The organism is Pontibacter pudoricolor, from assembly GCF_010092985.1.
Classification (GTDB): domain Bacteria; phylum Bacteroidota; class Bacteroidia; order Cytophagales; family Hymenobacteraceae; genus Pontibacter; species Pontibacter pudoricolor.
The window spans coordinates 568642-593066 of the sequence record NZ_CP048106.1; the positions used below are offsets into that span (position 1 = coordinate 568642).

The 24425-nt window shown below is 46.5% G+C and carries 21 protein-coding genes; 12 read left to right on the plus strand and 9 right to left on the minus strand.

Annotated features, from left to right (window positions below):
• Positions 1-17: 17 nt before the first annotated feature.
• Complete coding sequence (locus GSQ66_RS02420) at positions 18-260, minus strand: hypothetical protein (protein ID WP_162425997.1); 243 nt, start codon at positions 258-260, stop codon at positions 18-20.
• Between the two features lie 454 nt (positions 261-714).
• Between GSQ66_RS02420 and GSQ66_RS02425 the strand changes: the two genes are divergently transcribed.
• The gene (locus tag GSQ66_RS02425) at positions 715-1107 is read left to right on the plus strand and encodes a hypothetical protein (protein ID WP_162425998.1); all 393 of its coding nucleotides are present in this window, start codon (positions 715-717) and stop codon (positions 1105-1107) included.
• A gap of 173 nt (positions 1108-1280) precedes the next feature.
• Positions 1281-3524, plus strand: a complete 2244-nt coding sequence (locus GSQ66_RS02430; protein WP_162425999.1) for a cation:proton antiporter — start codon at positions 1281-1283, stop codon at positions 3522-3524.
• Between the two features lie 94 nt (positions 3525-3618).
• Here the strand turns inward: GSQ66_RS02430 and GSQ66_RS02435 are convergent, their stop codons facing one another.
• Complete coding sequence (locus GSQ66_RS02435) at positions 3619-4200, minus strand: NADPH-dependent FMN reductase (RefSeq protein ID WP_162426000.1); 582 nt, start codon at positions 4198-4200, stop codon at positions 3619-3621.
• Between the two features lie 193 nt (positions 4201-4393).
• Between GSQ66_RS02435 and GSQ66_RS02440 the strand changes: the two genes are divergently transcribed.
• Together GSQ66_RS02440 and GSQ66_RS02445 are read left to right on the plus strand one after the other, a co-directional pair.
• Positions 4394-5191 carry a HipA family kinase gene (locus GSQ66_RS02440; RefSeq protein ID WP_162426001.1) on the plus strand — a complete coding sequence of 266 codons (798 nt, stop codon included), beginning with the start codon at positions 4394-4396 and terminating at the stop codon, positions 5189-5191.
• Entirely contained in the window at positions 5169-5552 is a 384-nt protein-coding gene (locus GSQ66_RS02445; RefSeq protein ID WP_162426002.1) for a DUF3037 domain-containing protein, read from the plus strand. Before GSQ66_RS02440 ends, GSQ66_RS02445 begins: the two co-directional genes overlap by 23 nt.
• Before the next feature lie 483 nt (positions 5553-6035).
• Here GSQ66_RS02445 and GSQ66_RS02450 read toward each other — a convergent pair whose 3' ends face one another.
• Positions 6036-8507, minus strand: coding sequence for an outer membrane beta-barrel family protein (locus GSQ66_RS02450; protein WP_162426003.1), 2472 nt, complete (start codon positions 8505-8507; stop codon positions 6036-6038).
• A 452-nt stretch (positions 8508-8959) separates the two neighbouring features.
• Complete coding sequence (locus GSQ66_RS02455) at positions 8960-10516, minus strand: protein adenylyltransferase SelO (protein ID WP_162426004.1); 1557 nt, start codon at positions 10514-10516, stop codon at positions 8960-8962.
• Between the two features lie 285 nt (positions 10517-10801).
• Here GSQ66_RS02455 and GSQ66_RS02460 point away from each other — a divergent pair, with 285 nt between their 5' ends.
• Positions 10802-11002, plus strand: coding sequence for a hypothetical protein (locus GSQ66_RS02460; RefSeq protein ID WP_162426005.1), 201 nt, complete (start codon positions 10802-10804; stop codon positions 11000-11002).
• Positions 11003-11066: 64 nt separating this feature from the next.
• Here the strand turns inward: GSQ66_RS02460 and GSQ66_RS02465 are convergent, their stop codons facing one another.
• Positions 11067-11486, minus strand: coding sequence for a hypothetical protein (locus GSQ66_RS02465; protein ID WP_162426006.1), 420 nt, complete (start codon positions 11484-11486; stop codon positions 11067-11069).
• A 1129-nt stretch (positions 11487-12615) separates the two neighbouring features.
• Between GSQ66_RS02465 and GSQ66_RS02470 the strand changes: the two genes are divergently transcribed.
• The 4 genes from GSQ66_RS02470 (at position 12616) to GSQ66_RS02485 (ending at position 16340) form a co-directional block, all read left to right on the plus strand.
• On the plus strand, positions 12616-13041 hold the full coding sequence (locus GSQ66_RS02470; RefSeq protein ID WP_162426007.1) for a DoxX family protein: 426 nt from the start codon (positions 12616-12618) through the stop codon (positions 13039-13041).
• A gap of 125 nt (positions 13042-13166) precedes the next feature.
• Complete coding sequence (locus tag GSQ66_RS02475; protein ID WP_162426008.1) at positions 13167-14036, plus strand: aldo/keto reductase; 870 nt, start codon at positions 13167-13169, stop codon at positions 14034-14036.
• Between the two features lie 607 nt (positions 14037-14643).
• Positions 14644-15798, plus strand: a complete 1155-nt coding sequence (locus tag GSQ66_RS02480; protein ID WP_162426009.1) for a zinc-dependent alcohol dehydrogenase — start codon at positions 14644-14646, stop codon at positions 15796-15798.
• Positions 15799-15809: 11 nt separating this feature from the next.
• Positions 15810-16340, plus strand: coding sequence for a hypothetical protein (locus tag GSQ66_RS02485; protein ID WP_238395785.1), 531 nt, complete (start codon positions 15810-15812; stop codon positions 16338-16340).
• Between the two features lie 75 nt (positions 16341-16415).
• Here the strand turns inward: GSQ66_RS02485 and GSQ66_RS02490 are convergent, their stop codons facing one another.
• The 3 genes from GSQ66_RS02490 to truA form a co-directional block, all read right to left on the minus strand.
• Positions 16416-17195: a hypothetical protein gene (locus tag GSQ66_RS02490; RefSeq protein WP_162426010.1), complete on the minus strand. Its 780-nt coding sequence runs from the start codon at positions 17193-17195 to the stop codon at positions 16416-16418.
• 281 nt (positions 17196-17476) lie between these two features.
• On the minus strand, positions 17477-17959 hold the full coding sequence (locus GSQ66_RS02495) for a hypothetical protein (protein WP_162426011.1): 483 nt from the start codon (positions 17957-17959) through the stop codon (positions 17477-17479).
• Positions 17960-18451: 492 nt separating this feature from the next.
• Positions 18452-19261 (minus strand): tRNA pseudouridine(38-40) synthase TruA, encoded by an 810-nt coding sequence (gene truA, locus GSQ66_RS02500; RefSeq protein ID WP_162426012.1) that lies wholly within the window; start codon positions 19259-19261, stop codon positions 18452-18454.
• A 133-nt stretch (positions 19262-19394) separates the two neighbouring features.
• Between truA and GSQ66_RS02505 the strand changes: the two genes are divergently transcribed.
• A complete protein-coding gene (locus tag GSQ66_RS02505; RefSeq protein WP_162426013.1) occupies positions 19395-20240 on the plus strand; it encodes a hypothetical protein in 846 nt (281 codons plus the stop codon).
• 194 nt (positions 20241-20434) lie between these two features.
• Here GSQ66_RS02505 and GSQ66_RS02510 read toward each other — a convergent pair whose 3' ends face one another.
• Positions 20435-20845 carry a hypothetical protein gene (locus tag GSQ66_RS02510; RefSeq protein WP_162426014.1) on the minus strand — a complete coding sequence of 137 codons (411 nt, stop codon included), beginning with the start codon at positions 20843-20845 and terminating at the stop codon, positions 20435-20437.
• A gap of 311 nt (positions 20846-21156) precedes the next feature.
• On the opposite strand from GSQ66_RS02510, the gene GSQ66_RS02515 reads away from it, so the two are divergent.
• Together GSQ66_RS02515 and GSQ66_RS02520 are read left to right on the plus strand one after the other, a co-directional pair.
• Entirely contained in the window at positions 21157-22905 is a 1749-nt protein-coding gene (locus GSQ66_RS02515) for an ABC transporter ATP-binding protein (RefSeq protein WP_162426015.1), read from the plus strand.
• A 147-nt stretch (positions 22906-23052) separates the two neighbouring features.
• Positions 23053-24219, plus strand: coding sequence for a tetratricopeptide repeat protein (locus tag GSQ66_RS02520; protein WP_162426016.1), 1167 nt, complete (start codon positions 23053-23055; stop codon positions 24217-24219).
• The last annotated feature ends 206 nt before the right edge of the window (positions 24220-24425 follow it).

Sequence of the window (24425 nt, forward strand, 5' to 3'; positions counted from 1 at the left end):
ATTCAGTTTAAACCGAATTAGTTTTTATCCTTATCACGATCCCGGTCGTGGTCTTTCTCTGCATCCACTGTTTTAGTTTTGGTTGTTGTATCGTAATCTACAACAGTTTCAGTAACTTCATATTCTGTTGCAACAGAGTCACGGTCCACCACCCTGCTGTTATCATCTTCTGAATGGGTAGCATTTTCATTTGTTCTATCGCAAGCAATCATACCGAGCGAACCCAGTACAAACACACCTGCTACTAATATCTTTTTCATCGTTTTATAGTTTGGTTCTACATGTACAGTACAATATCTGAACTTCAACAGCCAGTTATCATACACTGTTTTAGTACGAATTAAATGCAATAAAGGGTTTAATAACAGAAGATTTATATTGTACAGCCTGATTAATATAATCCAATTCAACTTAAGCCGCAGTTTGACCAACTATAAACATAGACATACCCAATACAGGAAGGCTGGCTATGCGCTTTTTTTATATTTATAGGTTTTGAAAGAAACTGAGCCGTAGCCTGCCATTCTCACCACCCGCCTATTATACTTTCTGATGAAAACAAACGGTATAGCCAAAACCGGGGCCTGACAAAAACCTAAACAGCATCTATACATGCCAGCGCAAATTTATAGGCTTGATAACCAGTTTTTATGCTTTGCCTGGGTAATTAAGCTTGCAGATAAAGGTTAAAAGTTTATATTTTTGTAGTAACAAATGCTGAAACTAAAGAAAAGAATAGATAGCTACCTGAAATACCCGCTGATGTGGGTAATGCTGCTATGGGCATTTACGTTGCCTGGGCATGAGGTTAGAGTCTATAATTTTCTGCTGCACACAGTGGCCGGTAATCCTGAAGCTGCCTTTGAATATGCCAGCGAAGAAGTTAGCCGTTCAGAAAACCAGCAGACAAGCCACGCATATATGGAGGCAGCACCAGCGGCTGCTTTTGCAGGTAAGATCAAGTTTCAATTGCTTGATTTAATGTCGGGTGAGCTTTTCTTTTCTCCGGTTAAAGCTTTTACTCTTTTTCCATTTTCACGCAGCAGTTCCAGGGCCGCTGCGCTCAAAGATCAGCTGCTGATCGCTCTACTTCCCAACGCACCGTAGTAAACCCCGGTTTAGAAATGAGAACTATAGTTAGCAGGTGTGCTGTAACTATAGTTTGTTGGTTTTTGGTATCAAACCATATACCCTGGTGCATTGGTGCCTAACTTCTCAGAGCAAATATCCATTTAAGTACAGAAAATTATCTGCAGCCATAAGGTTGCCTGTTTAATTATATGACACACCTTCCAAACCTTATTTTAGACCTGGGGCTAATACTCGGCGCTGCAGGTATCACTACTCTTATTTTTAAGAAATTAAAGCAGCCCCTGGTGTTGGGCTATATTATTGCCGGTTTACTTGTGGGGCCGCACGTTGCCATTTTCCCAACGATACACGAAATAGAAAACATACAGATCTGGGCAGAGATAGGTGTGATCTTCCTATTGTTCAGCCTCGGTCTCGAGTTCAGTTTTAAGAAGCTGGTTAAAGTTGGCGGCGCTTCATCCATCATGGCGCTGGTCGAGGTGGTAGTTATGTTATTGCTTGGTTACTTATCTGGTAAGTTGCTAGGCTGGTCGACTATGGACAGTATCTTCCTGGGCGGGATTTTGTCTATTTCATCTACCACCATTATCATCAGAGCTTTTGAAGAACTCGGTGTAAAGTCGCAACGTTTTGCAGGGCTGGTTTTTGGGGTGCTTATAGTAGAGGACCTTGTGGCGATTCTGTTGATGGTACTGCTTTCGACACTGGCTGTGAGCCAGCAATTTGCCGGGTCCGAGATGTTGAGTGCTGTACTGAAACTGGGCTTTTTCCTGGTAGTATGGTTCCTGGCCGGTATTTTCCTGATACCGACTTTCCTGCGAAAAGCCAGTAAACTAATGAACGACGAAACACTGCTGATCGTGTCACTGGCGCTTTGCCTGCTGATGGTAATCCTGGCAGCACAGGTTGGTTTCTCGCCTGCTCTAGGTGCGTTCATTATGGGGTCTATCCTCGCCGAAACTACAAAAGCTGAAAAAATTGAACACCTTGTAATGTCTGTAAAAGACCTTTTTGGTGCTATCTTCTTTGTGTCGGTGGGTATCCTCATCAACCCGGAGACGATCATAACTTACGCAGGCCCGATCGCGATCATAACTATAGTTACGCTGGTCGGTAAAGCGGTGAGTATTACGGCAGGGGGCTTAATGGCTGGCCAGGGACTTAAAACGTCGGTGCAGTCTGGTATGAGTGTTTCGCAGATCGGGGAGTTTTCGTTCATCATTGCAACGCTTGGCCTAACCCTAAAAGTGACCAGCGATTTCCTCTACCCGGTAGCGGTTGCGGTTTCGGCCATCACTACGTTTACAACACCATACATGATCCAGCTTTCTACGCCGCTGTATAAATTCCTGGAAGGGATACTACCTGAAAAGTGGAAGCGATCACTGGACGAATATAGTTCGGGTGCGCAGGCAATCAACACTACCTCCGACTGGAAAGTTGTACTGCGTTCGTATGTTGTAAACCTGGTGCTTTATTCGGTTATTATTATAGCCATAGTATTGCTGGCAGCGCGTTACCTTAACCCGTTCATCACCGAAAACGTGATAAATGGCCAGTACGGCGATATCGTTACTACCACCATCACGCTCATCTTTATGGCGCCTTTCCTGTGGGCGTTTGCTGTCTATCATCCACAGAAAGAGGCCTTGGGAAGGCTTTGGGCTAACCGCAATTACCGCAGCTTACTTATCTTTATTGAGTTCATCCGGATAGGGCTTTCGATCCTGTTCATCGGTTTCTTGCTCAACCAGTTCTTCCCGGTGCAGGTGTCCATTGTTGTTGGCCTGGTGATAATTGGTGTACTGGCTGTTATCTCTAAAAGGATACAAAAGTTTTACATCCGTATTGAGCAGCGTTTTATGATGAACCTGAATGCGCGCGAAATAAAAGCGGCAAGCAAAATGCACCATACGCTTACGCCCTGGGATGTTCACTTAACGAGTTTTGATGTGACGCATGAGTCGGTTGTGGTGGGCCGTAGTTTGCTTGAGCTGCAGGTACGCGAAAAATATGGCGTGAACATAGCGGTAATTGAGCGCGGCGACCGGACCATTATGGCACCTACCCGCCAGGAACTGATCTTTCCGGGCGACAGGATCTATGTTTTTGGGTCGGATGAGCAGATAGAGAAGTTCAGGCAGTTTGTGCAATCGGAAGCGGATCTGCAGGTAGAGCGCGACCGGGCCGAAGATGTGAAACTACAGCAACTTGTCATTTCTGAAACATCGCCCTTGCTGGGGATAACTATACGGGAATCGGGAGTGAGGGAGCGCACCAAAGGGCTTATAGTTGGTATCGAACGCAAAGGACAGCGCATCCTTAACCCGGAATCAGATTTCAGGTTCCAGGTAAACGATATCATCTGGATAGTAGGCAGCCCGTGGCGTATCAGAGCACTGGAAGCTGTTAATAGTTCTATGGCGAGTTAAGCTGTTATTCCAGAATTATTTTAAGATCCGCCCCGGCACTACTTTCTGTGTTGCTGGGGTGGATCTTATTTTTGTAAACAATAGTATTCTGCGATCAGGATAGGTTTACTTCTGAAGCTACAGCCATCCGGCGTTTTGCCTCTACGCACCAGAGCATTTCATTCAGGAAATTCCTGGCTCGTTTCTCTGTTCTTTCTTTGTCGGCAGGGTTTCCGTCTTCATCATAGTTATCTGCGGCATTTGGCACCGGAAACATGGCCGGCACTACCCAGGCACGCATTTTCCAGAGTGTGAACTGCAGCGATGTCATCACCTGCGTGCCTCCAAAATTTCCATCTGATACGGTTACCAATCCGATCGGTTTGCGGTGCCACTCTTCGTACAGCAGGTCTACTACATTCTTCAGGCTGGCAGGGTAGCCACCGTTGTACTCGGGTGTTGCAATGATCACGCCGTCCGCTTTCTTTATCTTTTCAGCAAATGCTAAAGTTTCTTCCGAAGGGTCATCCTGGAATTTTAACCGTTCCACGAAAATGGGAAAGTTATATTCCTTAAGGTCAAGTATTTCGGTGGTGGCTAAATTGTTTTCCTGCATATATTTCCGGAAGAAAAGGGCGACGCGATGCGTATTGCGGCCAAGGCGTACACTGGATGAAATAATGACGATGTGCGGCATAAACTATAGTTAGGTGATTGCGGTTTTATCCTTCAACTGGTAAAACCAGCCATGGGTTATAAGCTGTTAAAGCGTAACCAATAAATCAGCAGCAGGAAACTATACAACCACTTTTACAGAAATTCACCTTAAATTCGGGCCTGCGTTGCTGCTGGTCGTATAGTTGCGGAAGAAGCAGAAGCGTGTAAACTTTATGATTGAAGAACAACAGATAAGAACCGTGCAGGTAACCCGTTACGTTACGCCGTTACGCGAAGGAGGCTCGCTGCCTGCCATTGTGGAGGCCGAAGACGAGTTTATGTACGTGCTGAAATTCAGGGGAGCGGGGCAGGGGATAAAGGCACTCATAGGCGAGCTTATTTCCGGTGAGATTGCCCGCTTGCTTGGTTTCCGGGTACCTGAAATTGTGTTTATAGAACTGGATGAAGCCTTTGGCCGAACAGAGCCCGACGAAGAGATACAAGACCTGCTGCGTGCCAGCGAAGGCCTGAACCTGGGGCTGCATTACCTTTCGGGTGCTATTACCTTTGACGCGCTCGTTACAACGGTAGATGCTACGCTGGCCTCGCAGGTAGTGTGGCTCGATAGCCTGATAACCAACGTAGACCGCACGCCGCGTAATACCAATATGCTGATGTGGCACAAGCAACTATGGCTCATCGATCATGGGGCATCGTTGTACTTTCATCATGCCTGGCAGAACTGGGAGGAGCAGGCCAAACGTCCGTTTGCGCAGGTAAAAGACCACGTACTGTTACCACAGGCCACCGAACTGGACGCAGTAGATTCCCAATTTAAAGCTATACTTACGCCGGAACGCATTCAGGCTATAGTCGCGCTGATACCGGAAGAATGGCTGACAACGATAGAATCGCCGTTTGAAACTGCTCAGGAGCATCGCCAGGCTTACGCACATTTCATCAATACACGAATAGCTCATTCAGAAACCTTTACCAAAGAAGCGCAACATGCAAGAAAAGCACTTATTTGAGTATGCCGTGATCCGGGTGGTACCCCGGGTGGAGCGCGAGGAGTTTCTGAACGTGGGTGTAATCCTGTATTGCCGCGACCAGGGCTTTTTACATACACTTTACACGATAAACGAACAGCGCTTATGCTCCTTCGCAGGAGATTTGGATCTGCAGGAACTACAGGAGCGCTTACAGGCTTTTGAGCGCATCTGCTGTGGCCGGAAAGAAGGTGGCAGGATCGGGCAACTGGGCCTTGCGGAGCGGTTCAGGTGGCTGACAGCTGTGCGCAGCACCATCGTGCAGACATCGCCCGTGCACCCGGGCCTTACCTCAGATGCCAACGCGACATTGACCAAACTCTTTAATCAACTGGTTCTGTGAGTCAATTATAGTTTAAGTTTAATCTTATTCCAAAACAAAAGTCCATTTTGCCCTCGCTCACTTCCCGCGAGTGTGAGCTATCTGTGGCCTCTGGCCGCTTTATAGTATAAATTGACGTTATTGAATATCTCTTTCGGACTTCTTTGGTCGAAAGTAAACAGTTGCGGACTTTCAAATTCCTGTTTGTAATTTACCCGGACCCGGAAGTCCGAAGTAGATAGGTTTCGGACCAGAAGGCCTTAAACAGATGTGACTTAAAATCAGATAATTAGAAACTATAGTTTAACGTGGCCAAAGGCCGCAGGTAGCTCCCACTCGCGGGACGCAAGCGAGGGCGGCGTAACTATAGTTTAACTTAAAACAAAAGACCGCCCAACTATAAATGGGGCGGTCTTTTGTTGAGCAGCCTGTCTGGTATCAGGCTTTTGTTGGTATACGTTACAGGTAATCCAACTATAGTTCTAAAGCAATTTCTTAATTCTGTTAGTTGCCACCGGCTCTATTCTTCTCTTCTTCGGCACCGCCTGTTCTGCGTCTTGGCGCTGACGCCTGGGCTTTTCCAAATTTGTAGTTAAAGGTCAGGGTCGCTACCCTGGAGTCACGCACCTGGTAAAAGTTTTCGGCATAGTTATTTATAGTGGTAGCGCCGTTGGTTTTGTTTGTGTAGAAGACGTCGCTTACGCTAAGTTTAATACTTGCCTTCTTTTCCCAGAGCTGTTTCTGCACACCCGCCGATGCAAACCAGACAGGCTCTACATCCAGGAAGCCATAGGCCTCGGCAGTTCTGTAAACACCGGTTGCTTCGGCAGACCAGCCGTTTGGTAAGTTAAAAGTGTTGTTAGAATTTATGTTGAACGATAGCTGGCTGTTTTCGAGTTTATTATTGGCAATATAGCCGCTATAAGCGCTATAATATGAGGTTAAATTATTTACGCTGTTAAACCAGTTGCCAACTGAGAAAGGTACGGTAACCGATATGGCATAATAATCGGAACGATCTAAGTTCTCGAACGATTGCTTTACAATTTTTGCCGGCTCCTTATTTTCTTCTTTCTGAGATATATCCTGCTGAAGAACCTGTATTATTGGATCTGAGGTGTAACTATAGCTTAGTTTGGTAACGATGCGCTGATCAAAGGTATGCGTAAACTCAAAAGAATAAGAGGTTTCAGGGGCAAGGTACGGGTTGCCTGCGGAGTAGGTGCTTGGGTCTAAGTAGTTCTTAAACGGGTTAAGCTGGTTATACGATGGTCTGTTAATTCTGCGACTCAGGGATACACCAAGGTCATGCTTTTTGCTCAGCGTGTAGCCCACGAAGGCACTCGGGAATAATTGCGTATAGTTATGGTCCAGTTTACGGTCTTCTTCTTTCACGGTCTCTGATAACTGCTCGCCTTTTGCATTGGTGTTTTCCAGGCGCAGGCCAAGTTGCAGGCTCATTTTATCCCATTTTTTAGATGTGTTCAGGTAAGCAGCATTGATGTTCTCGTCGTACAGAAAGTGATTGCTTTTTTCTGATTCAAATATATTCCCGCCGTTGGTTCTGTTGTAAAACTCCAGGTTGTTGTCGGCACTTACTAGGCTGCTTTTAAAACCGGCATCCAGTTTACCATTAATGCTGGTAAGTGGCTGCGTATAGTCTACCTTGGCAGACCGAATACTCAGGTTGCCATCCAGGGTGCCGTACAACAGGTTCGGAACACCTTTCAGATTGCCTTCCGGTGTATACGTTTTGGTCGTAAAGTCCTGCTCGTCGGTATTGTTGTAAATGATGTAATCCACATCTGCCGTAAGTTCGCGACCGGTGCTGTCTATAGTATGTTTCAGGTTCAGATTTATGCCGTGGTTTTCACGGTCGTGGCCGGCAATGGCATTCGTAACGAAAGTTGAATCTGTAGCACCGGAAGCGTCACGTCCTGCTGCCCGGTTTAAGTTATCTCTGTCTATGCCGGTCAGGTAACCGCTGGCTACTATGCCGAGCGTGGTTTTAGGAGTCAGGAAATAATCGGCACCTACACGTGCGTTATGCGTTTTAAACTGGAAGTTAAACCGGTTCTGCTGGTCATAGTTACCGGCAAAGTTCTTGTTTTCGTCAAAAAACGTACGGTCAATGTTCAGCTGGGTAAAATCATCGCGGTATACATAGTTATAGTTGCCGAACACATTCAGTTTTTTTGCGCGATGGTTCAGCTGAAAGCTCTGGTTTGCTTTAAACTTCTCGCCATAACCAAAAGAAGAAGTAATGCTGCCGTTCGTGCCAAGGCTTTTATCACGTTTCAGTTTAATATCTATAATTCCGGAGTTGCCCGCAGCGTCGTATTTGGAGGATGGATTTGTGATGAGCTCGATCTTATCAACTGAATTAGCCGACATGCTACGGAGCACATTGGCAAGTTCCGCACCTGTCATTGGTACCTGCTTTCCGTCTATCATTACAATTACGCCGCTACGGCCGCGCATACTAATGTTGTCGTTCTGGTCAATCGTTACGCCGGGTGCTTTTTCGAGAACTTCCAGTGCCGTGTTCCCCGCTGCTGCGATGCTGTTCTCCACATTCAGCACGGTCTTGTCCATGTGCTGTTCTATCAGTGGCCGTTGCCCTTCTACCACCACTTCTTTCAGGCTGGTACTGTTTTCTTTTAATACCAGGGTTCCCACCTGCACTATGCCGGAGGCTTCTGTAAGCGCTATCTCGTTGCTCATAACTTTGGCGTAACCCACCATGCTGGCAGCAACTCTGTACTTTCCGGCAGCAACTCCCTCAAACAGAAAGGCTCCGGACTCTTCGGATAACATGCCCTTAACCAGCGATGAATCTTTGGCCTGCAACAACAGCACATTGGCAAACCCAACAGGCTTGTTGTTGTCATCAAGTAAGGTGCCTTTTAAAATTGCCTGCTGTGCGCTCAGGTTCGTGAACAGAAGCAGCAAAAGTGGTAGTAGTAATTTCTTCATAGTTGTATAGGTTGATTTATTTGTGAAGTGTGTTGCTGGTGATGAGCGGTTTATGGTTAATCATATCATTTCTGAAAACGGCAATACCAATTCGTGTGCCAGTTATGCATATAGCTGAAAATCAGGGTTCTATTATAGTAATGTCGCTTTTTGTAACTATGGATTTACCCTGCCGCTGTCTGTTTTCGAACAGCAATTCGTCTGAAAATGGACACTGAGTAGGGTATGGTTCATGCTATAGTTCGCTAATGTAATTTTATATACGATAAATTTCGTACATCAAAGACAAACTATGCAGGCAGAGGTTGCATCACTTAAAAATTATTTCAGAAAAGTGTTGGAAGGAGATAAGAGGAGGGTAGAACTTTAGCTGCTTTGACGGCTGCAAGGATTAAAAAAAGCCACACCGAAACGAATCGGCGTGGCTTCTATAGATCAAACTATAGGTTACGTTATGAACTGCACGAGAGCATAGAGCAACCAGCTTTCTGGCTGGCCCATTCCGGCCGCGTCTGGAAGAACTCGTCGAACTTATCGGAGTAAGGTTGTTTCATGGCTTCCTGCAATTTCAGGAAAAGTGTATCTTCTCCTTTTTCCAGTTCTTCTATGGCCTGATGCAACAGGTAATTCCGGAGTATAAAGCGTGGGTTTGCTTTTCGCATTATCTCCTGCGATGCCTGCCTGGTAATGGTGTTTTTATTCAGGCGTTCCAGGTAATTCGAGATCAGACTATAGAGTTGCTCACTTTGCTCCGGAGTCAGGTCATCATACAAGCTATCTTTAAAATGACCGGCTACTTCATTGGCGTTTGCCATAAACAGAGGCAGGTCTGTCAGCAACTGGTAGAAGATCGTCATGTCGGGTTTAACGGCGGCAAGTGTTTTCTCGAATTGAGTTACTAGCTCCGTATCTGCGTCGGTCACTTTATCCAGGCCCAGTTTTTTGCCCATCATCTGGTAATATTTCTGCCAGTAGATTTCCTTGTACGTTTCAAGGGCGGCCAGCAAGGCATCTTTCTCTAGCAATGGCAGCAGGGCAGCAGCCAGGCAACCCAAATTCCAGTAGGCTATGGATGGTTGCTTGCCAAACGCATAACGCCTGCCCGGAAGGTCGGTAGTATTCGGGGTAAAGTCGGGATCATAATCATCTACAAAAGAGTAGGGGCCATAGTCTATCGTTAACCCAAGCACCGACATGTTATCGGTGTTCATGACGCCATGCACAAAACCTACCCGTTGCCATTCTACCATTAAGGTCGCGGTGCGCTCCACTATCTCTTTAAACCAGGTAAGTACGTTGTCCTCGCCGGTAATATGCGGGTAATAGCGGTCTATGGTCCAGTTTACAAGTTGCTGCAGGTGGTCGGTTTCTTTGCGGGAATTCAGCATCTCGAAATTACCGAAACGCAGAAAACTTGGTGCCACGCGCGTTACTATAGCGCCGGGTTCATAGGCTGCATTTCCGTTGTAAAACATATCGCGCAATACCGGTTCACCGGTAGATACCAGACTTAGAGCGCGTGTAGTGGGTACGCCCAGGTAATGCATCGCCTCACTCATCAGGTACTCCCGCACCGACGAACGCAACACCGCACGGCCATCGGCACGGCGCGAGTAAGCAGTTGGTCCGGCCCCTTTCAGTTGCAGCTCGAAGGTTTTGCCCTTTGTAGTTTCCCATTCGCCAAGCGTAATGGCTCTGCCATCGCCCAGCTGCCCGGCCCAGCTGCCAAACTGGTGCCCGGCATAACAAGCGGCATAAGGGTACATGGTTTCAGCTACATAGTTGCCACCTAAAATGTCAAGCTCCTCTTGTGTGGTCGGTTTTGCAATACCAAGTTCTTCTGCCAAGTCCTCAGACCAGGCCAGCAGGCTCACTTTTTCTACGGGCGTAGGAATGGTTTTGCTGTATAAAACGCCGGGTGTCTGGCGGGGTGTCAGGTTGCCGCTTTCGTCGCCGGGGAAAGTGGTGACAAATTCTTTTTTATAGTGCTTTGAGCGAAGGCTCTCCATAGTTCAGGATTTTATAGTTGTTTAACCTTACCGGCTATAGTTTGTAGTTCTATAGTTGACAGGCTTCCCATCATAACAAGCAAAAGGCAGTATTAGTTGAGATTTAGTGATGGTACAGGGCAAAATTTAGTGTAAAATCATAACACACTTTTTAGCTGAACATTAAACGTTTATCTGAAGTATAGCAGAAAGTTAAAAGCAGCCATAAACGTAAATGCAACTATAGTTATATCTAATGTGGGCTGCAAACCGTATCTAAAGTGAAATGAATTAAAAGCTATAAAAATGGAAAATAACCTGTCAAATACATCACTCAAAAGTCTGATCCAGAATCCATCTCAACTGGCAGATATCATGAAAGATCCGGGTAAACAAGGACTGGATTTTTATAACAACTTAACTGTAAAAGAGCAACAGTATATTTTATTTGCTGCAGCCGCAGGCCTTATCGGGTATGCCATTTACCTGGGCAGGCAACACAGCTAATCAGCAACTATAAAAGGTATGGGCCCAGGCTCATACCTTTGTTGTTTTATGGCAGTAAAACCATTTACTTCCGGCCCTTTGTTTTGCGAGCTTTATGTTGCTCCGCTTTTAGTAGTTTAAATTCTTCGTTATCTATAGTTACCGTATAGTATAGTTCGGTCAGTATATTAAGGTCAGCTTCAAAGTCGTAGGTTACAGTCAGGGCCAGTTCCTTATCCGGGTTCAGCACGTAGTCCTCATCTTCCTTATCATAAATTTCGAACTCAAATTCACCTTCTTCCAGTTGCTTGTTCGGGATACGGGCTAGGCAATCGCCGGTAATTACCAAAGGTTCTGCCAGGTCTACCACCAACTCGAATGGCTGATAATATTTGCCGTCTTTTTTCAGCGTTATATACTCAATTCTGTCTATATGCAGCTCAATATTGCTGTTGGCGCTATCGCGTTTGGTTTTAATATCCTGAATGTTGCCTTTTAATCTCATGTGCTTTTGTACGGAGTTGATATGCTGAAAGTATAAGCTGGTTTAATTGAGCCATGCTATGCTTTACTTACAAAGATAAGAACTATAAACTTAAGCCTGCGGCTATAGTTGGAGCTATCGTTTATAGTTGCCGTTTTAACCCACCCCTGCCCCTCCAGGGAGGGGGATTTCGGCTATAGTTAGGGTGTAGCTATAGTTCTATAGTTGCCTTTTGACACACCCTGTTGAGCCTGGCTCGCAAGTTTCGAGCTCCCGTTCACACTTTTCTTCAAGGGGAAAATTCTGTTACTACTTTACGTTCTCGCCCTCGCTCGCGTCCCGCGAGTGTGAGTTACCTGCGGACTCTGGCCGCTTTCACCTGTGCCTGTGGCACAAGTGGCAGGACGCCACTAAGTAGCTCGCACTCGCGGGACGCGAGCGAAGGCATTTAAGAGGTTGAATTTAATAGAATGAAACGGCCTTGCCCCAAGCGGACAATTCTGCAAAGCTATAGTTTACGCTATAGTTCTATAGTTGGCGTTTTAACCCACCCCTGCCTCTCCGAGGAGGGGAAATTCGGCTGGTGCTATAGTTATAGTTGGCATTATAGTCTTATAATTTAAGCCTGTCGAGCGGACAGGTCGCGACCTGTCCCTATGGAAATACGACCACGATAAAGCGATGCAACTATAGCTGTTCTGCCAATTATAGTTTAGCTATCGAACGGATCACAGTCTTTGGGTTGAGCGCCTTTGATTTGTTGCGGTGCCGCCAGGCAACCCGAGGAACGAGGGTAGCAAGAAAGCAGCAGCGCGATTCCCTTATCGAGGGCCCCTACCCCAAGACGGGGCCTCCCGGCCGTGAGGGCATCAAAGCCAACTATAGAACTGTAGGTTAGTAAAGCTCCCAGGATTAGAATCGGCTATAGAAGAAAAGGCTAGGTTCAAGGAGTAGAAAATCAAACTATAGAACCAAGATTTCTCCTAACGTCAAAATAACAAATGGTAGATCACAAGCAGATGGTGTCGTGAATCCTGGGTTAATTAAACTCAACTTTATATATAGTCATACGTTTATGTGTTTATGTAAACAGCAGTATGTTAGTGTTTTATAGCTTAGCTTATGTGTTAAACTTTACAAATAATAAACGATGAACAGAGTTTTAGGAAATTACAGTCCGCACCTTTACGCGGTACTCCGCATTGTAGCCGGGCTACTGTTTGCCATGCACGGCACTCAGAAATTGTTTGGCTGGCCGGGTGGCGGCGATACCGTAGAACTTGCGTCGCTGATGGGGCTGGCAGGAATTATAGAGTTTGTAGGAGGCCTGATGATCGCTTTCGGTTTATTTGCCAGCTGGGCCGCTTTTGTAGCCAGTGGCGAGATGGCAGTTGCTTACTTTATAATGCACGCGCCGCATGGTGCATGGCCAATTCTTAACAAAGGCGAGCTAGCCGTACTTTACTGCTTCCTGTTCCTGTACATGGCCGCTCGCGGATCCGGCATCTGGAGCATTGATGCTGCCCGGCACCGGGGCACAGTAGCTGACACTGACGTGCATCGCTCTCGAATCTAAGCCATACGTTTAAAACTTTTCGCGTATAGTATAGTTTGTGTACGAACCAGCGCAGTGGCTTTTACAGGCACCTGCACTGGCTCGTATAGCTACTTAAATTTCTGTAACCACAGCAAACTATATTTATGGCAGATAACACTTCATTCAATAAGACATTTACAATTGGCAACGACCTTACAGTTAACCGGATGGGATTTGGAGCCATGCGCATTACCGGCGAGGGCATCTGGGGACCACCAAAAGATCACGACGAAGCTATACGCGTACTGCAACGAACTGTAGAATTAGGCATAAACTTTATAGATACTGCTGATAGTTACGGGCCCAATGTGTCGGAAGAGCTGATCGCGGAAGCACTTTACCCTTACCCCAAAGACCTGGTTATTGCTACAAAAGGCGGCCTTACGCGCACCGGGCCTAACGTATGGCCAATTAATGCCGACCCCGACTATTTGCAAAGAGCACTGGAAGGAAGTTTGAAGCGCTTAAAGCAGGACCGCATCGATCTTTACCAACTGCATCGGGTGGATCCGGAAGTGCCTTATGAGAAAACCCTTGAGTTTCTGCAGCGCGCTCAGGAAGAAGGACTGGTGAAGCATATCGGTTTATCGGAAGTAACGATTGACCAGATCAAAAAAGCACAGGAGTATTTCAACGTAGTGTCGGTACAAAATAAGTACAGCGTTGATTTCCGGACAAAGTGGGAAGAGGAACTGAAGTTCTGTGAAGAACAGGACATGGCGTTTATCCCCTGGAACCCGATAAATGCAGGCAATGTAGGCGCCATCGATAAACTGACGGAGATCGGTAAAAAGTATGATGCCTCTGCGCATCAGGTAGCACTAAGCTGGCTGCTGCATCACTCGCCAAACATCCTGCTGATACCGGGCACCTCTAAAGTCAAACACCTCGAAGAAAACTACAGAGCAGCATCTATCAATCTCTCTGAAGAAGACCTGCAACAACTGAATGCCATAAAGCAATCGGAAAAGTAAGAAACAGGCTTAAAAGTGACAAAATAAGTAAGATCCCGGTAGCGCTAAGTTACAGGGATCTTTCTTTGTAAATCACCCGCAGCCATCCTGCCGTTGTTAGCGTTTTCACCGACAACTATTTTTCCCTAACAAGTGCTTGCCGGTGAAAACACGCTGCAAGGGCATTCTTCATCCATTTTCCAAATTGCTGTTTCGTACATCTGTGTCAGAAACTTTGCCTGCTGCGGGCATCCTTGTCCGCGCAAATGAAAAGCATATCTAGGGGATAAGGAAGTCCCATGCAGCGTACATTCGGACCTGGAAGTCCGAAAGAGCATTAAGTAAGTTTAGAGTAAGTAAAGGTCACGGAAGCATACTGTTATCGGGATTTTTATTGTTACAAGCGGCACTACGTTAATAACTACAATTAAACTATAGTTTGAGGCTTAAATACCATTATTTAAATATAGCAGTTTACTTTAAAAGTACAATTTATGCAACTTTGATACTATAGATTAGTATCTACCTAAACATAATTTGTATGCTTTCCGGCCAAAGGTTATCTGCCATTGGCCAATTTTAGCATTTAAAACGATGTATATGTCTCAAATAAACTGAAAACAAACTTATGCTGGCAATGAACTACCGGGGTCCGAAAAGGGTCCGAATTGAAGAAAAACCAATGCCTGAAATTCTGCATCCCGAAGATGCCATTGTTCGGGTATTACGCTCCTGCATCTGTGGGTCTGACCTGCACTTATACAATGGCAACGTACCGGATACGCGCGTAGGCACCACCTTCGGGCACGAATTTGTGGGAGAAATAGTAGAGATCGGCTCTGAAGTTACGAAGGTAAAAGTGGGCGATAATGTGCTGGTGCCTTTTAATATTTCGTGTGGTAAATGCGTTTTCTGTAAACAGGAACTGTATGGTAACTGCCACGAATCTAATCCGGAGGCAACAGCTGTAGGGGCTATTTATGGTTACTCGCATACGGCTGGTGGTTACCATGGCGGACAGGCCGAATATGTGCGTGTTCCGTATGCCAACGTTGGCCCAACCATCATTCCGCCAGGCATGGACCTGGATGACGCCGTGCTGCTGACAGACGTAGTGCCAACCGGTTACCAGGCTGCTGAGATGGGCGGTATACAAAAAGGTGATACGGTTATGGTGTTTGGTGCCGGTCCGATAGGTATCATGGCTGCTAAATGTTCGTGGTTGTTTGGTGCAGGCCGCGTGATCATTATAGACAAAGAAGAGTACCGCCTGGAATTTGCCCGCAACTATGCACAATGCGAAGCTTACAACTTTGAGGAGATAGGCGACATAGCCGTTTTTGCAAAGAAAACCACGGACTCGCTGGGTGCTGATGTGTGTATAGATGCCGTTGGTGCCGAAGCTGCCGGTAATGCCATGCAAACCATAACCGGTAGAAAACTGCTGTTGCAGGCTGGCTCGGCCACTGCGTTGCACTGGGCTATAAACTGTGTGAAGAAAGGCGGTATCGTATCTATAGTTGGTGTGTATGGCCCGACAGATAACCTGGTACCGATCGGGAACGTGCTTAACAAAGGACTCACCATTCGCGCAAACCAGGCTTCGGTAAAACGCTTGTTACCACGCCTGATCGAGCACGTGCAGAACGGCATTATTAACCCGAAGGCACTGATCACACATCGCCTGCCATTGGAAGAAGTAGCCGAAGGGTACCGCATGTTCTCAAACAAACTGGATAACTGCATTAAACCGGTGCTTATTCCACCATCAGCCAAAATTTAAAGAAAACTATTATGGAAGATAACAGACCTTTGGAAGATAACATGCCTTTCGAAAATAACAGAGGCCCTGCCGACCACTCACATATTAAAGGCTGGGGCATTGATGCGGATCCGAAAAACGATCCTACCTATCCGATGAAAAAGCGGACCAACGGGGAGCATGAAGGCTACACCTGGGAGCGACCAACGCAGCAACCTGTAAATATGGAAATACTCCATTCTATAGAACGTCCGAATGTAACGGCTGTTTTTGGTACCGCCGCACCGCTGAGGGGCCTGAGTGGTGCCATCCGTAGAATGGCTTTTAAGAATAGTGAAAATGTATACAGTCATTGGCTGCCGCTTATCATGGCCGATCGTGTAGACATGGTAGAAGGCATTATTGATGACTTTAAGCATGGCAAAATACCGAACATTTTTGCAGAGAAAGGCTATGTAGCCGAATGGAATTACAACAAAACCGGGCTGCTTGCAAGGGTGGCTATAGTAGCCGGTATTACCGCTGCCGTAGTTTTGCTTGCCCGCAGTAACAGCCGGGATTAGAAAGCCAGACGACATGCACAGCAAAAAGGCAACTATAGTTTTATAGTTGCCTTTTTGCTTTTAGTGCTTCTGCCGTTACCATTCCATTTCGTCCTCATCATCTTCCCCGAAATCCTCGTCTTCAAAATCATCAGGCTCATCAAAAGTAAACTCCTCTTCCGGCGCTTCTTCCGTACCGGTTATACCAGCTTTTTGCAACAGGCTGTCAACTATAGGTTGCTGCGCTTCTTCGTATATCAGTTCGCCGCGCTGCAGGAACCTGTTTGCATCAAGCAGCACTTCGTAAATAGGGGTGTGTATGTGTTTGGGTATCTTGTAGAGTCGCGGATCGTTTTTATCAAAAGGAGTCTCAACCTTAGAACTGAACAGGTAAGGTAAAAGCGTTTTAGAACAACTTATGGCAATGCGCTGCACTTGATGGTCTTCGAAATACTCCTGAAGCCGGCCGTTTATGTTCTCAAAAAATTCTATCGTTTCGCCTAGCCGAACCCGCGACCCGGCTCTCGATTTGCCTTTGGTCTTCAGGTATTTTATCTGGCTTTTACCCTGCTTTTTGCGCACCATATACGACCTGAAAACTTTATGGTCGCGGTTCACGCCATTCTCGAAATAGCCTAAGGCACAGTTGCCGGATTGTATCAGCAGAATCACATAGTTTACCTGCGGCTTAGCTATAGTTTGTTCTTTTGATGGCGGCGGAAGCGTGAGGGGCAACCGGAAAAAGAGCAGGTTGTTTCCTGCCTCATCCAGTAAAATAAGCCGGTGCTTTTCAGGGTCGTATTCCGTTCTTATACCTGCTTGCTGTATCGTTTTTAGTAAGTCGGCTGCTTTGTCCCTGGGCAGAAAACGGTTCATAAGTTAACGGGTAGTTTGCTTTCAGTAGCGCAGCAAGTTCGCAAAAAGATCCAGCATTATAAAAAACTATAGTTTTGGTTCAAGATCATCGAAGCGGTTTATAGTTTTAGAAATCTATAGCTCATGGCCTTGCATTGTACTCTCACCAACAACGGCACAGCACTATAAAAGCCCGATTTTATAGTGCAGACCGTTCGTTGAAGCCTGTAATGTCTAAAAACAAAACAGGTGCGAACTTTACGTCCGCACCTGCTGAGTTATAACCTTAATTACGTTACCGGTTATTTTTCCCGAACGAATCTATAAGTATAAACACCTTTTTTAGATGTTGTTTTTTCGCTTTCAGGCACATCGTACGGGAAACCTGCCCAGGCTTCTTCATCTTCCCATACCATTTCCGTATCCGATATCGATTTGATAACCCAATCGGTAGTCACGCTGCCCTGGGTAAGTTGTATATAGTTCGGATTATCTTTATCCGGGAAGCTATAGTTCCAGACGTCTTTTACATTGCTGCCCGGTAAAGTAACTGTCATTTTTTGTCCATCGAATTTGAAGTAAGCCTCCACATTCACGGAATCCTGATACATGATTGTATCATTTATGCTATAGTAAACTCTTTTCTGGAAATCGTTTGTCCAGTCGCCTCTCATATCAGCATCTACTTCCGATACCGGTGGTGGGGGAGTTGGTTCACCTTCGTCGTCGTTGCAGGAGCTTAAAGATAATAGAGCAAGCAGAGGCAGTAATAATAGCTTTTTCATAAAATATTTAATTGATAAGGATGTTTTGTTTTGCTGAATACACGTGTGAGTTGATCGTAGAAGATTGCTGTAAGAGCTGTGATAGCGCAAAAATCAAATATCTTTCAGCTACGCCTCATTCCGGTCAGGGTTTCAGATCGCTCACGTACTCAGGTAATGGTTATACTATTTTTATTCAGATATAGATATAACGGAATTTAAATTAGCGGGTTACTTAAAAAATATATTTTGATGCAAAAGGAGATACGTTTTTATCAAAAAGCGTGGCAGTAAGATGGGGTAAATGTCTGATAGATAGCTTTAAGGATAGATTTTGCAACTATACACAAAATTTAAAAATCCATTTTTAGTCTATGGTTCAGATTTGATTATAGCGCTTGATAATTGCATTTTAAAAATATCGAAGCCTGGCGGCATAGCGGCAGTAACTATAGCAATGCGTGTTGTGTAGTTACTTCCCGTCTGGTTTTTAGCTACAGTCAGTAGTTTTGGTTAAACTTCCAGCCAGGCAGTTGAATCCGGGGTGTGCGCTATAGTTGTAAAAGTACTGCGGGTGGGTAGGTCGAGGTAAGGATAAGTAACTTTAGAAAGATAGAGCCCCTGCGGGTAGGCGGGGGCTAAATGTTTTGGAGCGGACTCGCAGCGAAGGTACCTTTCAAATTCAGCTACAGGTAGCGTGCCGTTCCCCACTTTCAGCAGCTGGCCAACTACAATGCGGATCATCCTGCTCAGGTACCTGTTAGCCGAGATCCGGAAACGCAGCCTGTCGCCATTTTCGGTGATAAACCAACGGGCTTCTGTTACATAGCATAAAGTACTTTCCTGGTCGGCAGGCGTAAGGCAAAAATTCCGGTAGTCTGTATAGCGCAGGAGCAGGGCGTTAGCCGCTTTCATAGCCTCCAGGTTCAGGTTATGCAGCAGGTAAAGCGAACTCCCGTTGCTCAGAAAAGGGTCTTTGTAGGTGTGTATAAAGTAATCGTAACTTCTGGCTGTGGCATCAAACCGGGCATGAGGCAGGCCTTCCATGGGCATAATGTCAAAAACGGCAATGTCATCGGGCAACACCTTATTTAACCGGAACAGCATATCAAATTCCCACGGCTCCGCTACATCCAGATGAAAAAAGAACTGACTGGCATGCACCCCTGCATCGGTACGGCCGCACCCAACTATAGCCACGGGTCTTTTCAGTATTTTAGAGAGAGCGTCTTCTATTACTTCCTGCACGCTCAGGCCATAGGGGTGGCGCTGCCAGCCTTTATAGTTGGTGCCCTTATAACTGATATGGAAGAAATAACGCAAAGTATGGAGTTAAGAGCCGATGTAGTTGGCAAGATAAGCATCTTAAAGCAACTATAGCACTGCCGCGAATACGAAGAATATAACCGGGAAGCTGATCGATCGTTTAAAAAGAAAACAAACCTAATTAAACACTATGGACAGACGAGAAAGAGATCGCTACGACTACGGAAGCTATGAAGATTATCGCAATGATGCACATTATCATAGCGCCAGAAATTTAACTGATGAGTTTGAGCGGGACTACCGCAAAAGCCACCACGACGAGGGCGGCGGCCAGTACAACCGGGTGCATTCCTACCATGAAGGCGACATGGGCGATGCCTATGATAGAAGAAGCAGAGGTGAAAATAGCATGAGGGGAAATTCGGATTACCGCCAGAACAACCGGAACCAGCAGCGGAATTACCCTGAAAACATAAGCCGCGACCACGACAGGTTCGGCAATTACCAGGATGACTATAGAAACTACCGGGGCATGGACAGAAGCGACAGCATGGATAACAGCCGGTCGCTGCGCGGTAATGTACGCCAGGGGTATGGCATCTCTGACCACGAAGGTTCGTCAGACCGGTACAATACATTAAACAGTAACCAGTATAGTGGCGGCAGCGAAAATTACCGTTCCGATTACTCCGGCTCCCGTGAAGAGCGCAGCTCCCGTTTCGGAAGCGGTATGGGCGATTCGTCCATTCATTCTGATCGTGGCACTCCGAACTATAGCGGCAGCAGTTTTGCTGATGATTATGGTAACATGAACAGGGGTTACGGCAGACGTAACGATGGTGGAAGCTCAGGCTATTCAGGCAGTAATCGAGGCGGTTCGTTCGGAGACCAGAGCTATGGGGCATCTACCGGCAACTATAGTGGCTATGGCTCCAGGGGCAGCGGTTCATACAGCGGCAGAAGCGGTGAAAGTGCAGGCCGCAGCAACTCGCCGCGCAATTACAACCGCGACAGCAACGACTATGGCAGTTTATAACTATAAATTGAGATGACTATAACCAGCCGCTTCCGAAAGGTAGCGGCTGGTTTTTTTTATAAGCTATAGTTGTTTTTAGATACAGGAAGTAAGGCCTGTGTTTGATGTGAGGAGGATAATCTTACATACTGAACCGGGAAGTCCGGGGAAAAAGGCATTGCTGCTGACGACCCGAGATGCATCTCCCATCACTCTTAATAAAACTCTTCCAGCCACATTTTACGTGCTACGCCTACACCTACAAAATCTCCTTCGCCCTGGCCGCGCAATAATACGGCTACATTTTGCCCCTGGGTCAGTTCATTCATGTTAACAGACTTCCCGTCGAGACCAATAATTTCTGTTGTTGGTAAAACCAGTACATAGGCACGGTTGTAGCGCGAGTCAGGTGATGGCGCGCGTCCTTCAACTTCCATTACAAACTGCCCTTCATGATAGCGCAGCATAACAATTTGTCCCCGGATATCAACCCGTTGTGGCGCCAGGCTTCTTTTATTTTCTGTTTCCGTATTTTCAGTAGCTGTGCTGGTTCGGCAGCCGCTCAGCAATACTATACTTATCAAAAGTATAGTTAACAGTCTTTGTGTTATGTGTCTGTTTTCCATGTGTTTAACTTAGTTCTATTCTGTTTAACGACAGAGGAGCCGAACAGGGTTTAGCTAAAGTACAGCTTTTGTGATGGAAAACCAGAACGGTTTATCCGGCAGTAATTGCCTGTGTTTAGCACAGAAAACGGTTGCTATGGATGATCAGGTGAAACTATAGTTTATTCAGAAAGGCGCGAATTAAACAGGCAGAAGTTAAGGCGGTCATAAACCAAACTATAAAACAGCTAACTTGCACCCGACTGCTGCATTAAACGTGTAGCAAGCTTCCTCATCAACGCTCTAAAACCCGTTAAGGGATAAAATAAACTATGGCCAAATCCAGAAAGCTCAAAAACGTAACATTAGCACAGGTCTTCAAAACCATCATCTGGCCACGGAAAAAGTACCTTTCAATCGGGTTGGTGCTCATCATCATAAGCAGGCTGGCGGGCTTGGTATTGCCGGGCGCCAGTAAATACCTGATCGATGATGTAATTCCGAATAACGATGCGACCATGCTGAAGTGGCTTATAGTGGCCATAGTAGTAGCGATCTTTATCCAGTCGGTTACCTCGTTTGCACTTACACAAATACTGAGCGTGGAAGCGCAGCACCTGATCTCGCAGCTGCGGGCCAAAGTGCAGCGGCACATCATTCAGTTACCTATCCGCTTCTTCGATAATACCAAAACCGGCGAGCTGGTGTCGCGCATTATGACCGATGTGGAAGGCGTGCGCAACCTGGTCGGGACCGGATTTGCCCAGATGGTGGGCGGCGTACTTACTTCGGTCATCTGCCTGGTGCTGCTCATTTACATCAGCCCGCTCATGACGGGCTTTGCCCTGATTCCGGTGGCTATATTCGGAGTGATCTCATTAAAAGCTTTCGGGAAGATACGGCCTATTTTCAGGGAGCGTGGCGTGATAAATGCCGAAGTGACCGGCCGTCTGACCGAAACCCTGGGCGGCGTGCGCGTGATAAAAGGATTCAATGCCGAAGAGCAGGAGATCAAGGTATTTGAAAATGGCGTGACACGGTTGTTCCAGAATGTGAAGCAGAGCCTGACTACCACCAGCATGGTTACAAGTGCCGCTACCTTGCTGCTTGGGCTTGCGTCGGCTGGCATTATGGGCATTGGTGGTTACCTGATCATGAAGGGCGAGCTTACCTTTGGCGATTTTCTGGCCTTTACATTGTACCTTGGGTTTATGATCGCGCCGATCCTGCAGATGAGCAACATCGGCAGCCAGTTTACCGAAGCCTTTGCCGGCCTCGACCGTACCGAAGAAATTCTGAACACTCCGCTGGAAAGTGATGGCGGGCACAGAACACTGACATTGGAGCACATTCACGGCAACATCATTTTCGATAATGTATCGTTTGCATATGAGTCCGGGAAAGATGTGATTAAGGAGATCAGTTTTCAGGCTCCTGCCGGTTCGGTTACGGCGCTGGTGGGCACATCCGGTTCCGGTAAAACAACTATAGCCGGACTGGCCGCTTCCTTCCTGAACCCGGACAGCGGCACTATTACCGTGGACGGATATGACCTGCAAACTATAACCCTGCAAAGCTACCGAAGCCAGTTAGGTGTGGTGTTGCAGGACGATTTCCTGTTCGAAGGCACTATCCGGAATAACATCCTTTTCCCACGACCCAATGCCACCGAAGCACAACTGATGGCTGCTGCTCAGGCTGCGCACGTGCTGGAATTTACCGATCGTTTCCCGGATGGGCTGGATACGCTGATAGGGGAGCGGGGCGTAAAACTCTCAGGAGGGCAGCGGCAGCGCATTGCCATTGCCCGGGCCATATTGGCCGATCCGCGCATCCTGATCCTGGATGAAGCCACCTCCAACCTCGACACTGAAAGCGAAAGCCTGATACAGGCCAGCTTAAAAACCCTGATGCAGGGACGTACTACCTTCGTGATCGCTCACCGCCTCAGCACCATCCGCCAGGCCGACCAGATTTTAGTAATAGAGCAAGGGCACATTGTAGAACAGGGCCGCCATGAGGAGCTACTGGAAAAACAGGGCAGGTATTACCAACTGTATACCTACCAGGCAAGGATCTAGGGGATTAGCTGGATTTGTGTAGTGAAGACAATGCTGTTTTATTCATTTGATACCACATTTTAAGCACATTTGACTGAAGGTTTTTATTTGGCTATTTTTTATAAAAAATATTATATATTTATAGCCGGATATTTGACACACTTTTAAATGGGCTCTAAACTAAAACTACTAGTGGCAGGTGCGCTGATGCTGTGTATGGCACAGCTTTATGCACAGCAACCGAATGACCTTGACGCTTACATTAAGCGGCTGAGGCACTCGCTGGCAACAGGCGGAAGCGAGACCGCTTTCATGTCAGTAGGGTCTGATTTTTTGTATGCGCAGGATTATTTGGAAGCAGGTAACTATTCATCTGCGGAGTATAGTTTTGCAAGTATTGTTCGGGCACATCCGGAGCATGCCTTTGCTAATTACCAGTATGCCGTATCGCTTATGAAGCAGAAAGACCCTGAAAAAGCGAAGCTCGCGCAGCAACTTTTTCAGAAAGCGATAGAGTTGGAGCCTTCACTTAAAGCACGCTACGAAAAAGACATGCCAGCTAAGGTTGCTGCAGAACCTAAGAAACCAGTTACACCAAACAAGCCCCCGGCCGAAGCTGCTCCCGCAAAACCGGAAACTATAGCTACTGGCCTGGATGCTTATATTTCACAACTGAAGCATTCGTATGCAACCGGCGGTAAAGAAACACAGATGTTTGCCCCCGGCCAGGAAGCAATACAAGGTATTCTGTATTATGAAAAAGGGGAGTACAGCAGCGCCGAAACAAGATTCAGCCTTTCGCTGAGTGTAGACCCGGAAAACCCTTATGCAAACTATCTGAAGGCTGTCTCGCTTGCAGCGCAGGGCAAAGAGGCAGAAGCAAAAACCTACTACCAGAAAGCTGTTGCCGGCGATAAGGCACTGGCTGCACGGTATAAGGGAGATGTGGCTTCGGGCAAAGCAAAATGGAATAAATTACAGGCATCTAAAGTTGTGAAGACCACACCTGCCAAAAAAGTAACGTATGGTGGCGCCCTGGTATACGGCAATTATGCCTGCGACCAGTCTGTGTGGAACGGACCAAATGTAAGCCCTGCCTACCGCTATGATTATAAAGGATATTTTGCCCTTAAAAAAGATGGAACTTACCGTTGGCTGGATGACGGTGGAACAGGCAAATATAGCTACAATGCTAAAACAGGCGTGATCACCTGGCTTTCCGGACCCATGAAAGGGAAAGGACCTAAGGCATCCAAATATCAGAAAGGAACAACCGTTGCCCAGGTAACAGTAGAATTCAACGGCTTTTCATGGAATTGCGGTTGCAACAAATAGCTTCGATATTTTAAGATTTATGTACAAAGACAGCCTCTCAAACATGAGTTTAGGAGGCTGTCTTTGTTTTTGTGAACGTTGAAGTTAATACCCGGCTATTAACTATAAAGGCATCTTTTTGCGATGTGCTGCAACCTGTGCCATTCGCTTTTAAGGCTGCTACCAAACTAACGTTTTTGTTGGCCATACATTGGGGTCTGTAATAT